The following is a 14,090-nucleotide window of genomic DNA, read 5'->3' on the forward strand; positions in this document are numbered from 1 at the left end:
GTGTGGATTCCCGATAACGTGGAAATCCGCTGGAAGCTTTCTGGATGAGCAGCCTGCTCATCATATTTATGCAGTAATTGAGATTCCCTCTGAAGCAAGTCCTCAAACTTGTTTGACCTATGCGAAAAGGATAAAGAGGGCGAATGCGAGGTAAGCGTATGACACGCAAACCCCGTCGCCATGCTCTTGGTGTGCCCGTGCGCAACGGTCCAGATGGGAATCCCGCAGAGCCTGGGGAGGTTCACTGATATGTTGTACGATAAATCCCTTGAGAGGGATAACTGTGGTTTCGGCCTGATCGCCCACATAGAAGGCGAACCTAGCCACAAGGTAGTGCGTACCGCCATACACGCACTGGCCCGCATGCAGCACCGTGGCGCAATTCTAGCCGATGGTAAAACCGGCGATGGTTGCGGTTTGCTGTTACAAAAACCTGACCGCTTTTTCCGCATCGTGGCGCAAGAGCGCGGCTGGCGTTTAGCTAAAAACTACGCCGTCGGCATGATCTTTTTAAATAAAGACGCTGAACTGGCTGCGGCTTCTCGTCGCATTGTCGAAGAAGAATTACAGCAGGAGACCCTGTCGATTGTCGGCTGGCGCGACGTGCCGACCAACGAAGGTGTTCTCGGTGAAATCGCCCTCTCCTCCCTGCCTCGTATCGAGCAAATTTTTGTCAACGCCCCTGCGGGCTGGCGTCCGCGTGATATGGAGCGCCGCCTGTTCATCGCGCGCCGTCGCATCGAAAAACGCCTCCAGGACGATAAAGACTTCTACGTCTGTAGCTTGTCGAACCTGGTCAATATCTATAAAGGTCTGTGTATGCCGGCGGATCTGCCGCGCTTTTACCTGGATCTGGCGGATCTGCGTCTGGAATCGGCCATCTGCCTGTTCCACCAGCGCTTCTCCACCAATACCGTACCGCGCTGGCCGCTGGCGCAACCGTTCCGCTACCTGGCGCATAACGGTGAAATCAACACCATCACCGGCAACCGCCAGTGGGCATGCGCACGTACCTATAAATTCCAGACGCCACTGATCCCAGACCTGCACGACGCCGCACCGTTCGTTAACGAAACCGGCTCCGACTCCAGCTCAATGGATAACATGCTGGAACTGCTGCTGGCTGGCGGGATGGACATTATCCGTGCCATGCGTTTACTGGTGCCGCCGGCCTGGCAGAACAACCCGGATATGGACCCGGAGCTGCGCGCGTTCTTTGACTTTAACTCCATGCACATGGAGCCGTGGGATGGCCCGGCGGGCATTGTTATGTCCGACGGCCGTTTTGCCGCCTGTAACCTTGACCGTAACGGCCTGCGTCCGGCGCGCTACGTCATCACCAAAGACAAGCTGATTACCTGTGCCTCTGAAGTTGGGATCTGGGATTATCAGCCGGATGAAGTCGTCGAGAAAGGTCGCGTCGGCCCTGGCGAGCTGATGGTTATCGATACCCGCAGCGGGCGCATTCTGCACTCCGCCGAAACCGATGACGATCTGAAAAGCCGCCATCCGTACAAAGAGTGGATGGAGAAGAACGTCCGCCGTCTGGTGCCGTTCGAAGACCTCGCAGACGATCAGGTCGGCAGCCGCGAACTGGACGATGACACGCTCGCCAGCTATCAGAAACAGTTTAACTACAGCGCCGAAGAGCTGGATTCCGTGATCCGCGTGCTCGGTGAAAACGGTCAGGAAGCGGTCGGCTCAATGGGTGATGATACCCCGTTTGCCGTGCTGTCCAGCCAGCCGCGCATCATTTATGACTACTTCCGCCAGCAGTTCGCGCAAGTGACTAACCCGCCGATCGACCCGCTGCGTGAAGCGCACGTTATGTCGCTGGCCACCAGCATCGGTCGTGAGATGAACGTCTTCTGCGAAGCCGAAGGTCAGGCACACCGCCTGAGCTTTAAATCGCCGATCCTGCTGTACTCCGATTTCACCCAGCTCACCACCATGAAAGAGGAGCATTACCGCGCCGACCGCCTGGATATCACCTTCGACGTGACCGAAACCACGCTCGAAGAGACCGTCAAAGCATTGTGCGATAAGGCGGAACAGATGGTGCGTAACGGTACTGTGCTGCTGGTGCTCTCTGACCGTAACATCGCGAAAAACCGCCTGCCGGTTCCTGCACCGATGGCCGTAGGCGCAGTGCAAACGCGCCTTGTAGAACAAAGCCTGCGTTGCGACGCCAACATCATCGTTGAAACCGCCAGCGCCCGCGACCCGCACCATTTTGCTGTCCTGCTCGGCTTTGGCGCGACGGCCATTTACCCGTATCTCGCGTATGAAACGCTGGGACGGCTGATCGACACTCAGGCGATTGCCAAAGATTACCGGACCGTGATGCTGAACTACCGTAACGGCATCAACAAAGGTCTGTACAAAATCATGTCCAAAATGGGCATTTCGACCATCGCCTCTTACCGCTGCTCGAAGCTGTTTGAAGCTGTTGGTCTGCACGATGATGTCGTGGCGCTGTGCTTCCAGGGCGTGGTCAGCCGTATTAGCGGCGCAGGGTTTAGCGACTTCCAGCAGGATCTGCTGAACCTCTCCAAACATGCATGGCTGGCACGTAAACCTATCAGCCAGGGCGGTTTGCTCAAATACGTCCACGGCGGCGAATACCATGCCTACAACCCGGACGTGGTGCGCACGCTGCAACAGGCGGTACAAAGCGGCGAGTACAGCGACTATCAGGAATATGCCAAGCTGGTCAATGAGCGTCCGGCGGCCACGCTGCGCGATCTGCTGGCGATTACGCCTGGCGATGAAGCCGTAAGCATTAGCGAAGTAGAACCCGCGACCGAACTGTTTAAACGCTTTGATACCGCAGCTATGTCCATCGGCGCATTAAGCCCCGAAGCACACGAAGCGCTGGCCGAAGCCATGAACAGCATCGGCGGCAACTCGAACTCCGGTGAAGGCGGCGAAGACCCGGCGCGCTATGGCACCAATAAAGTGTCGCGCATTAAGCAGGTTGCTTCCGGTCGCTTTGGCGTAACCCCGGCGTATCTGGTCAACGCCGATGTCATCCAGATTAAAGTCGCTCAGGGCGCGAAACCTGGCGAAGGCGGTCAGTTACCGGGTGATAAAGTCACCCCGTACATCGCCAAACTGCGCTATTCGGTACCGGGCGTGACGCTGATCTCCCCGCCGCCGCACCACGATATTTACTCTATCGAAGACTTAGCGCAGCTGATTTTCGACCTCAAACAGGTCAACCCGAAAGCGATGATCTCCGTGAAGCTGGTTTCCGAACCAGGCGTTGGCACCATCGCCACAGGCGTGGCGAAAGCCTATGCGGATCTGATCACCATTGCTGGCTACGATGGCGGTACCGGCGCAAGCCCGCTCTCCTCGGTGAAATATGCGGGCTGCCCGTGGGAACTCGGTCTGGTGGAAACCCAGCAGGCGCTGGTCGCTAACGGTCTGCGTCACAAGATTCGTCTGCAGGTTGATGGCGGTCTGAAAACCGGTGTCGATATCATTAAAGCGGCGATTCTGGGTGCGGAAAGCTTCGGCTTCGGTACCGGTCCAATGGTGGCGCTGGGCTGTAAATACCTGCGTATTTGCCACCTGAACAACTGCGCAACCGGCGTGGCGACTCAGGATGACAAACTGCGTAAGAACCACTATCACGGCCTGCCGTTCAAAGTGACTAACTACTTTGAATTTATCGCCCGCGAAGTCCGTGAGCTGATGGCGCAACTGGGTGTGAAGCGTCTGGTGGATCTGATTGGTCGTACCGACCTGCTCAAAGAGCTGGAAGGGTTTACCGCCAAGCAACAGAAACTGGAGCTGTCTCGTCTGCTGGAAACCGCCGAACCGCATCCGGGTAAAGCGCTGCATTGCACCGAGAACAACCCGCCGTTTGATAACGGCGTGCTGAACGCTCAGTTGTTACAGCAAGCGAAACCGTTTGTCGACGAGCGCCAGAGTAAAACCTTCTGGTTCGATATCTGCAACACCGACCGTTCCGTTGGCGCGTCGCTGTCGGGCTATATCGCGCAAACGCATGGCGATCAGGGGCTGGCGTCTGACCCAATCAAAGCGCACTTCAGCGGTACCGCAGGCCAGAGCTTCGGCGTGTGGAACGCGGGCGGCGTGGAGTTGTATCTGACCGGTGATGCCAACGACTATGTCGGTAAAGGTATGGCGGGCGGTCTGCTGGCAGTGCGTCCTCCGGTTGGCTCTGCTTTCCGTAGCCATGAGGCGAGCATCATTGGTAACACCTGTCTGTATGGCGCCACCGGTGGCCGCCTGTTTGCCGCGGGTCGTGCAGGTGAGCGCTTTGCAGTACGTAACTCCGGCGCAATCACCGTGGTTGAAGGTATTGGCGACAACGGCTGCGAATATATGACCGGCGGCATCGTCTGTATTCTCGGAAAAACGGGCGTCAACTTCGGAGCGGGTATGACGGGCGGATTCGCCTACGTGCTCGATGAAGACGGTGAGTTCCGCAAACGCGTGAACCCGGAACTGGTAGAAGTGCTGAGCGTGGACTCGCTGGCTATCCACGAGGAACACCTGCGCGGTTTGATTACCGAGCACGTACAGCATACCGGCTCTTCACACGGCGAAGAGATCCTGGCTAACTGGCCAGCATTCTCGGCGAAATTCGCGCTGGTAAAACCAAAATCCAGTGATGTGAAAGCACTGTTGGGTCACCGTAGTCGTAGCGCAGCAGAGCTGCGTGTGCAGGCGCAGTAAGGGGTAGCAGCAATGAGTCAGAACGTATACCAATTTATCGACCTGCAGCGCGTTGATCCACCTAAGAAGCCGCTGAAGATCCGTAAGATCGAGTTTATCGAGATCTACGAGCCGTTTTCCGAAGGCCAGGCCAAAGCACAGGCAGACCGCTGCCTGTCCTGCGGTAACCCGTACTGCGAGTGGAAGTGCCCGGTGCATAACTACATCCCGAACTGGCTGAAACTGGCGAACGAGGGGCGTATTTTTGAAGCAGCAGAACTGTCGCACCAGACCAACACTCTGCCGGAAGTCTGTGGCCGCGTGTGCCCGCAGGATCGTCTGTGTGAAGGATCCTGTACGCTGAACGATGAGTTCGGCGCGGTGACTATCGGTAACATCGAGCGCTATATCAACGATAAAGCATTCGAAATGGGCTGGCGCCCGGATATGACCGGCGTGCGCCAAACCGACAAGCGCGTGGCGATCATCGGTGCCGGTCCGGCAGGCCTGGCCTGTGCTGATGTGCTGACCCGTAACGGCGTGAAGGCGGTGGTGTTTGATCGTCATCCGGAGATCGGTGGTCTGCTGACCTTCGGCATCCCGGCTTTCAAGCTGGAGAAAGAGGTCATGACCCGCCGTCGTGAAATCTTCACCGATATGGGCATTGAGTTCAAATTGAACGTGGAAGTGGGCCGCGATGTACAGCTTGACGATCTGCTGAAAGATTATGACGCCGTGTTCCTTGGCGTAGGTACCTATCAGTCGATGCGCGGTGGGCTGGAAAACGAAGACGCTTCCGGTGTGTTTGATGCCCTGCCGTTCCTGATCGCCAATACCAAACAGTTGATGGGCTTTGGCGAAAGCAGCGACGAGCCGTACATCAGCATGGAAGGCAAACGCGTCGTCGTTCTCGGCGGAGGCGATACCGCGATGGACTGCGTGCGGACCTCGGTTCGCCAGAACGCAGCACATGTCATCTGCGCTTATCGTCGTGACGAAGAGAACATGCCGGGTTCCAAACGCGAAGTGAAAAATGCGCGTGAAGAAGGCGTCGAATTCCAGTTCAACGTCCAGCCTTTAGGCGTGGAAGTGAACGCCAACGGTAAGGTATGCGGTGTGAAAATGGCGCGTACTGAAATGGGTGAACCGGATGCGAAGGGCCGTCGCCGTGCGGAGATCGTCGCCGGTTCCGAACACGTTGTTCCGGCAGATGCGGTGGTACTGGCGTTTGGCTTCCGTCCGCACAGTATGGAGTGGCTGGCAAAACACAGCGTCGAACTGGATTCTCAGGGCCGCATTATTGCTCCAGAGCGCAGCGACAACGCCTTCCAGACCAGCAACCCGAAAATCTTCGCCGGTGGCGACATCGTGCGCGGTTCGGATCTGGTAGTCACCGCGATTGCCGAAGGTCGTAAAGCGGCAGACGGTATCCTGAACTACCTGGAAGTGTAATACAGCCTCTTAAGGCATCTCATCTGCCCGGGTGGGTGAGATGCCAAATTCCTGCCACAATACCGCCAAACCTGCCGATTAAGCCAGTCTGACAACACGTTTAGTAAACAGGGCAAATAACCTTAACACCCCAAACAGATCAACATCATGAATAATAACCATGTAAAAATCAGACGAAAACGTTTGCTTTACGTTGAGAACTGTATATTATGCGGCGGATTTTTTGGGCAAAATTCATGGAGGCGTTGTGTCGCAAGACAACAATTATAGCCAGGGCCCCGTCCCTCTGGCGGCGCGAAAAGGCGTAGTTCCACTAACATTTGTCATGTTGGGACTCACATTCTTTTCCGCCAGTATGTGGACCGGTGGCACACTCGGTACCGGTCTTTCTTATAATGATTTCTTCCTGGCAGTTCTCTTCGGTAATCTTCTCCTCGGTATTTACACTGCATTTCTCGGTTTTATCGGCGCAAAAACAGGGCTCTCAACCCACCTTCTGGCGCGTTACTCATTTGGTGTGAAAGGTTCATGGCTTCCCTCTCTGCTGTTAGGCGGCACACAGGTAGGCTGGTTTGGCGTTGGTGTGGCCATGTTTGCTATCCCGGTTGGCAAAGCGACGGGAATTGACGTCAATATCCTGATTGCGATTTCCGGTCTGTTGATGACCCTGACCATCTTTTTTGGCATCTCAGCGCTGACCGTTTTATCTATCATCGCCGTGCCTGCCATCGTCGTACTTGGCAGCTACTCCGTCTGGCTGGCAGTGAGCGATGTCGGCGGTTTGGAGCATTTAAAAACAATAGTGCCGCAAACGCCGCTGGATTTCTCCACCGCACTGGCGCTGGTAGTCGGCTCGTTTGTCAGCGCAGGGACGTTAACCGCTGACTTCGTCCGTTTTGGCCGCAACGCCAAAGGCGCGGTGCTGATCGCCATGGTGGCGTTTTTCCTTGGCAATTCGCTTATGTTCATCTTCGGCGCTGCGGGCGCGGCTGCGGTTGGACAGGCGGATATCTCTGACGTGATGATTGCCCAGGGACTGCTGCTGCCCGCGATCATCGTTCTCGGCCTGAATATCTGGACCACCAACGATAATGCGCTGTACGCATCGGGCCTGGGATTTGCCAATATTACCGGCCTTTCCAGCCGTACGCTGTCAGTGGCTAACGGTATTATTGGCACACTGTGCGCACTGTGGCTTTACAATAACTTTGTCGGCTGGCTGACATTTCTGTCGGCAGCGATTCCCCCGATTGGCGGGGTGATCATCGCCGACTATCTGCTGAACCATCGCCGCTATGCCGACTTCAGCAAAGCGCAATTTATTTCCGTAAACTGGATAGCGATCCTGTCCGTTGCACTGGGCATTGCCGCAGGTCACTATATTCCCGGCATCGTGCCCGTCAATGCCGTACTTGGCGGCGTATTCAGCTATATCCTGCTGAATCCACTTTTCAATCGCAGCCTTGCTAAATCCCCGGAGGTCAGCCATGCAGAATAATAACATCACCATTCATCAGGCGCGTTTACAGGGACGTGAAGGGTTATGGCAAATCACGATTGAAAACGGGCGCTTTAGCCGTATTGAGCCTCAAGACGCAGCGACGTTACCACAGGGTGAAGTGCTTGATGCTGAAGGCGGTCTGGCTATCCCACCGTTCGTTGAGCCACATATCCATCTGGACACTACACAAACCGCGGGCGAGCCGAGCTGGAATCAGTCTGGTACGCTGTTTGAGGGCATTGAACGCTGGGCTGAACGTAAGGCAATGCTCACTCACGAAGACGTCAAAGCGCGCGCCATGCAGACCCTGAAGTGGCAGATGGCCAACGGCATCCAGTATGTCCGTACTCACGTTGACGTTTCCGACCCTACGTTGACGGCGCTAAAAGCCATGCTGGAGGTGAAGCAAGAAGTCGCTCCGTGGGTAGAGCTACAGATTGTCGCGTTCCCGCAAGAAGGCATTCTTTCTTATCCCAACGGTGAAGCGCTCCTGGAGGAAGCCGTGCGTCTGGGCGCCGACGTCATTGGCGCGATCCCGCACTTTGAATTCACGCGTGAATATGGCGTAGAGTCGCTGCATAAGATTTTCGCTCTGGCGCAAAAATACGACAAACTTATCGACGTGCACTGTGACGAAATCGATGATGAGCAATCCCGCTTTGTTGAAACCGTTGCGGCGCTGGCGCATCGCTACAATATGGGCGAGCGCGTGACCGCCAGCCATACCACGGCGATGCATTCCTACAACGGCGCGTATGCTTCCCGTCTTTTCCGCCTGTTGAAAATGTCCGGCATTAACTTTGTCGCAAATCCACTGGTGAATATTCACCTGCAAGGGCGCTTTGACACTTATCCTAAGCGTCGTGGTGTTACGCGCGTCAAAGAGATGCTGGAAGCGGAGATCAACGTCTGCTTCGGTCATGATGACGTCTTCGATCCGTGGTACCCGCTGGGCACTGCGAATATGCTGCAGGTGCTACATATGGGATTACACGTGTGCCAGCTGATGGGATACGGACAAATTAACGATGGGTTGAACCTGGTCACCACCCACAGCGCGAAAACCCTGCATCTGCAGGACTATGGTCTGAACGTGGGGAATTCTGCGAATCTGGTGATTTTGCCTGCAGAAAATGGGTTTGACGCGGTTCGTCGCCAGACGCCTGCCCGTTATTCCATTCGTCATGGTCGAGTCATTGCCGAGACGGTCCCAAGCCAAACCACACTGCATCTGACGCAGCCAGAAACGGTGACGTTTAAGCGCTAGGTCGTTACATTCCATGTCGGATGGCGTTAGCCTTGCCATCCGACACCGTCTCTCATTCTCAAGCTTGTAATAAGCTGGCGCGGACTTTGATCACCACCTTTTTGATGTCCATCGGGGTCTGCACCACACAACCCGATTTATGCGGCTCGCCCGGCATAAAAATCACAAATTTTCCCGGCTTCAGTACCATAGCCTGTTCATCGGCAATCTGGCTGCACAGCTGATAATCATCCTCGATGTGCATCTCTTCGCAGTGACGAGCAGAATCGGTCATCCCGAACAGAATCCGTTCTTCGCCGGACAACAGCATCTGAATATCAATGTACTGCTGATGTAGCTCCGCTTTCTTATGCTCTGGGCTCTGCGTTGTAAATTGCATGACATTCATAAAAATATTCTCACCCTGCAACGTGTAGCGCCCAGGCGTCTTCTCCTGCGGATTTGCCGCAATGGCAAGCGTTAACGCCTGCTGCAAGACCGGATGTAATCCGGCAGAAGGCAGTGAATTCAACGCATCTGATATCATCATCATTCTCCCTGGGCCAACAGCGCGGCCCCCAGTAATCCAGCGTCATGACGGTAATGCGCCGCCAGCAATTCCACGTGATAGGCCCAAGGCTCTTGTGCCAGATAATGTTCCACCAGCGCCAGATACCCTTCAGCCAGCCCAACGCTACCGCCAATGACCACGCACTGACAATCGGTCGTGGCCTTCACATCGGCAACAAGCCTTGCCAAAGTACGCGCTGAGCGATGGATCAACCGGCTTGCCTGCTCATCCCCCTGCCCGGCACGGCTAAAAATAGTTTTGGCGTCGCATCCGGCAAGCGCGCCTTCGGCAGCCGCCGCTATTCCACGACCGGATGCGATCGCCTCAACGCAGCCCACACGCCCGCAGCCGCAAACAGGCCCATGCGGATCGGCCAGCGTATGTCCCAGATGCCCAGCCAAACCGCCGACTCCGGTCAGCAGTTTCCCACCGCTGACGACTCTCCCGCCAACGCCTGTGGAGACGGTAATAAACACCAGATCGCGGTACTCACCACCAAGCGCATGGTACTCAGCCCACGCCGCTGCCTGTGCGTCATTGACGGCCAGCGTCGGCAGGCCGGTGATTTGTTCCAGCGTTTGTGTCAGCGGAAAATGCATCAATCCGCCGAGGTTATGCGGATTCAGCGCCAGTAAAGCCCCCTCACGGATAATCCCCGTCGAGGCGATCGCCACCCGATTAGCACGCCCCTGTAGCGGGGCAACCAGTGTTTGTAACGCGGCGCGCAGCGCTTGCGGCGTTTTACTGGCAGGCGTCGGCAGTTCACGCCGCTCGCGGACTTGCAGATTGTTGTCTATCAGCGCGGCAGCCAATTTGGTGCCGCCAATATCAATCGCCAGTGTGGTCATGACGCCGCCTCATGCATCGTGGTGGCGCTCTGTAGCTCAAAGAACGACATATTCTTCCCTTACAGCTATTGCCCGGTTCAGCACCGGGCAACTGGATTAACTTTTGGATTTCACCATGGTGCTTTTGTCACCGCCGAACGGCACGGCACCGCTAAACGGTCGACCATCAATGGCATCATGCGTACGCAACGCTTCAGGACGCAGCCAGCGCTGTACGCGGGACGGCATATCGAGACCAATCAGCAGGATCACCACAAATGTCAGGCCGAAAGAGAGCGATCCCAGCGCGGTACCCAGATCAAGACGTTGGGCAATCAGCGCGCCGATGATCGGTGCCAAAGCCCCGCCCAGTGCGCCCACGTTATAGGTGAAGCCCAATCCCGCCGCACGCTGATCGGTATCGAAATAGCCGCCAATCAGTTTTGGTAAGATCCCGGAGATCCCCTGGCCGAGCATTTGTTGGAAAAACAGCAGCAAACCCAGTACCCAGACGTTTGAACCGCCTATTGCAAACACCGGAATAATCAGCAACTGCGAGGCCAGCAGACTGCAGACATAGGCTTTACGCGTGCCCAGCCAGTCACCAAGAAAACCGCCGACGCAACACCCAACCGCCGCACCAAAGCCGCTAAAGAAGAGCACTCTGGCCACCGTGGAAGGATCGTACAGCAGTTCCGTTTTCAGATAGGTTGGCAACAGCGCCTGAATCGGCCACGAGTACAGGAAGGCAAATAGCACGACCACCATCAGCATCACGCCCGTCGGCCAGCGTTTCCCGCTGCTTTGCACCATAAAGCTAATGAAGATAAAGGCGCATATCAGTCCCAGGACCGCCACGATAGCCGCATTTTGCAGGTTGCCAGCAAAGCAGAACCACAACGCGGTTGCAGCGGCGAGCGTCATCAGAATATTAATTACCCGATGCTCACCCCGGTAGAGAATGTCCACCATCGTGCGTACCGGCGCTTTGCCTTCGTGTTTCTCTTTCCAGTCTTCCGCTTCCGGAATATTTTTACGCAGCCAGAGGGCGAAGATAATTGGCAGGATGCCGATGAAGAACAGCGCGCGCCATCCCCAGACCGGGACCACCAGACTGTAGACCTGGGCGGCGATCACGGCACCAACGGAAAAGCCGGAAATCAGGAAACCACTGGCTTTGTTTCGCAGATGTTTAGGCCAACTTTCAATAACATAGGTTGCGCTGGAACCATACTCACCGGCCATTCCCATACCGATAACCAGGCGGGCGATAAACATGGTGGTGTAGCCCGGCGCAAAGCCGCAGGCCAGCGTTCCCACGGAGAACAGAATGATGCTGGTGACCATTGCCAGGCGGCGTCCGTAGCGGTCGCCCATTGCCCCCAGCATTAACCCGCCAAACCAACGGGAGATAAAGGCGGCCGAGATCAGGCTGGCGGCCTGCACCGTCGTCAGTCCGAATTCGCCCTGCACTTCTGTCAGCACCAGGGCGATTAACACAAAATCGAAACCATCAAGCAAATATCCCAGCCAGGCGGCGGAAAATGCCCGCCATTGTGCCCGATTGAGATGGCGATACCACGGGATGCTTTGGGTAGAAGTACTCATTTTACTCTCCCGACGATTTTTGTTGTTGTGCCGGGTGGTGGCTTTGCCTTACCCGGCCTACGGTCGAAAATCCAGGCCGGGCAAGCGAAACGCCCCCGGCGACCCGTGATTACGCCTTTTCCGCCAGCAGTTGGTTTGCCAGCGCTTTCAGTTCCGGCAGATAGTGTTCATCTACCGGGGCAAAGGGTTTACGGCACAGTGGGACAGAAACCACATCCATATAGTGCAGTACTGTTTTCAGGCCGCGGAACACGCCAACCTTAATGAGCAGATCGATAACCTTATTGCACTCAGTTTGCAGCTTTTGCGCCGTGCGGATGTCGCCTTCTTTGAGCGCTTTCACAATTCCCTGATAGCGCCACCCCATGATGTTGTAAGTGCTACCGATACCGCCATCTGCGCCCGCAAGCAGTCCGGAAGCAAAGATCTCGTCATAGCCGTTATAAAGCACCAGATCGGGATGAGCGCGGCGGATCTGTTCCATCTGATAGAGATCGCCCGAAGTTTGCTTCAGTGCGCCAACGCCTGGCAGCGTTACCAGCGTGTTGATCTGATCCAGCGTCAGTTTTACGCCGCTCAGCGCCGGAATGTTATAGACCACCATCGGTAAACCATCAGCGGAATCAATAATTGCGCGGTAGTGATCGCAATGTTCTTCAAAGCTGAACGGATAGTAAAACGGTGTAACGGCCGAAACGGCATCAAAGCCGTAACGATGTGCCGCACTCGCCAGCTGTTGGCTCTCTTCAGTACTCACCGTGCCAACATGGGCGATCAGCGTCACCTTACCTTTCGCCTCTTCGGCAACAATTTCCAGTACCTGCTCTCTTTCAACGCGGTTTTGGACAAAGGCCTCACCCGTTGAGCCACCGACATAGAGCCCGTCTACACCCTGACCAATGTTGAAACGCACCAGGCGGCGCAAACTCTCGATGTCCAGTCTCTGTTGGTTATCGAATGGGGTTAACAACGCTGGCATTACGCCTTTTAAATCTCTTGCCATAACGACCTCTGACGATGATTAGTGTTATCTAACTGCATACCTTTATACCTGTTATACCAGATTAAATAAGCAGCAATACAATACAGAACGCTTATAGTGCGATCTACTTCACTAAACACTTCATCCTTCGAGCCGCCTCTGCGTTAGCTGCGTTCGCTCACCCCTGTCACATAGTTATCTATGCTCCAGGGAACTCGCTCTCTTGCCGCCTTGATGCAACTTGAATGATTTTGTGTTTAAACGATCGTCGGGATCGCAATCACTTACGCAACTTTTTACTTTTGCTGAAGGCATGCCAGGTCGCGGAAACGCTGTTGAGGTGTTCTTGCAGTGCGCGGTCAGCTTCTTCAGGATCGCGCTGGCGAATTGCGTCGACAATCGCGATATGCTGCTGATAACTCACGTTGTTGTGCTCATACAACTCTTGATCGGCGACGGTCGGACGGGCGGCAATCAGCCAGTCTAACAGCGCAACATGGATAGCCATAAAGATAGGATTGCCCGGGATCTCAGCCAGTACACGGTGAAAATCAACGTCCGAGCGGATGAACAACGTATTGTCATCGAGCGACTGGCTGTTGATCTCCAGTGCTTTAGCCAGTCTGTCGATTTGCTCATCTGTCGCATGTTCGGCGGCGTATCGTACCAGGCTGGATTCAAAGAACAGTCGCAACTGCTCGAAGTGGGCAATGCCGCCGGGATGTGCGAGGAAATCTTTCGCCATGCCAGACAGCTCACTGATGATGGTATCAGCTGAAGGACGCGAAACGCGGGCGCGCTCGCCGTTGTTGATTTGTACCAGACCTTTGCGTTTTAACGCGGCCAGCGCTTCTCGTACAGAAGGACGGCCCACGTTAAAGAAGGCCATCAGCTCCCGCTCAGACGGCAACTGTTCGCCCTCGCCAAATTCCCGACGACGAATCATCTGCTCCAGTTCTTCTTCAACCATTTCAGACAGTTTTTTACGCGCCAACGGGCGATTGCGTAAGCTACGGCCAATGGTGGATGGAGAGTCTTCAGCTTGCGAATCAAATGCGTTCATAGGGTCCATTCAGCTAAGTCGTGGTGACAAACAACAGCGGGTTTATCCTAACACAGGATCGAAAGCAGGGTGAAATGATGGACGATCTGATCCGGCTGGCTTATTGATAATATACGTAACAGCAATATTATTTTAAGCGAGTATCTTCTGC

9 protein-coding genes are annotated in these 14,090 nt (G+C 55.3%); 4 read left to right on the forward strand and 5 right to left on the reverse strand.

The window, feature by feature from the left end:
• The first annotated feature begins 249 nt into the window (after positions 1 to 249).
• From gltB to OGX97_RS02300, 4 genes are all read left to right on the forward strand, one after another.
• The gene (gene gltB / locus OGX97_RS02285) at positions 250 to 4,710 is read left to right on the forward strand and encodes a glutamate synthase large subunit (RefSeq protein WP_279850779.1); all 4,461 of its coding nucleotides are present in this window, start codon (positions 250 to 252) and stop codon (positions 4,708 to 4,710) included.
• A 12-nt stretch (positions 4,711 to 4,722) separates the two neighbouring features.
• On the forward strand, positions 4,723 to 6,141 hold the full coding sequence (locus OGX97_RS02290; RefSeq protein ID WP_032945128.1) for a glutamate synthase small subunit: 1,419 nt from the start codon (positions 4,723 to 4,725) through the stop codon (positions 6,139 to 6,141).
• A gap of 247 nt (positions 6,142 to 6,388) precedes the next feature.
• On the forward strand, positions 6,389 to 7,639 hold the full coding sequence (gene codB, locus OGX97_RS02295) for a cytosine permease (protein ID WP_235126464.1): 1,251 nt from the start codon (positions 6,389 to 6,391) through the stop codon (positions 7,637 to 7,639).
• A complete protein-coding gene (locus OGX97_RS02300; RefSeq protein ID WP_032945132.1) occupies positions 7,629 to 8,909 on the forward strand; it encodes a cytosine deaminase in 1,281 nt (426 codons plus the stop codon). Before codB ends, OGX97_RS02300 begins: the two co-directional genes overlap by 11 nt.
• Before the next feature lie 58 nt (positions 8,910 to 8,967).
• Here the strand turns inward: OGX97_RS02300 and nanQ are convergent, their stop codons facing one another.
• The 5 genes from nanQ to nanR all read right to left on the reverse strand — a co-directional run bounded on the left by nanQ (position 8,968) and on the right by nanR (position 13,948).
• A complete protein-coding gene (gene nanQ, locus OGX97_RS02305; RefSeq protein WP_279850844.1) occupies positions 8,968 to 9,435 on the reverse strand; it encodes an N-acetylneuraminate anomerase in 468 nt (155 codons plus the stop codon).
• Positions 9,436 to 9,437: 2 nt separating this feature from the next.
• Positions 9,438 to 10,307, reverse strand: a complete 870-nt coding sequence (gene nanK / locus OGX97_RS02310) for an N-acetylmannosamine kinase (RefSeq protein ID WP_279850778.1) — start codon at positions 10,305 to 10,307, stop codon at positions 9,438 to 9,440.
• A gap of 96 nt (positions 10,308 to 10,403) precedes the next feature.
• The gene (nanT, locus tag OGX97_RS02315; protein ID WP_048215451.1) at positions 10,404 to 11,894 is read right to left on the reverse strand and encodes a sialic acid transporter NanT; all 1,491 of its coding nucleotides are present in this window, start codon (positions 11,892 to 11,894) and stop codon (positions 10,404 to 10,406) included.
• 109 nt (positions 11,895 to 12,003) lie between these two features.
• Complete coding sequence (nanA, locus tag OGX97_RS02320) at positions 12,004 to 12,897, reverse strand: N-acetylneuraminate lyase (protein WP_003828793.1); 894 nt, start codon at positions 12,895 to 12,897, stop codon at positions 12,004 to 12,006.
• A 259-nt stretch (positions 12,898 to 13,156) separates the two neighbouring features.
• Positions 13,157 to 13,948, reverse strand: a complete 792-nt coding sequence (gene nanR / locus OGX97_RS02325) for a transcriptional regulator NanR (protein WP_008785946.1) — start codon at positions 13,946 to 13,948, stop codon at positions 13,157 to 13,159.
• Positions 13,949 to 14,090: the final 142 nt, after the last annotated feature.

Source organism: Citrobacter sp. Cpo061 (assembly GCF_030332845.1).
Taxonomy (GTDB): Bacteria; Pseudomonadota; Gammaproteobacteria; order Enterobacterales; family Enterobacteriaceae; genus Citrobacter; species Citrobacter portucalensis.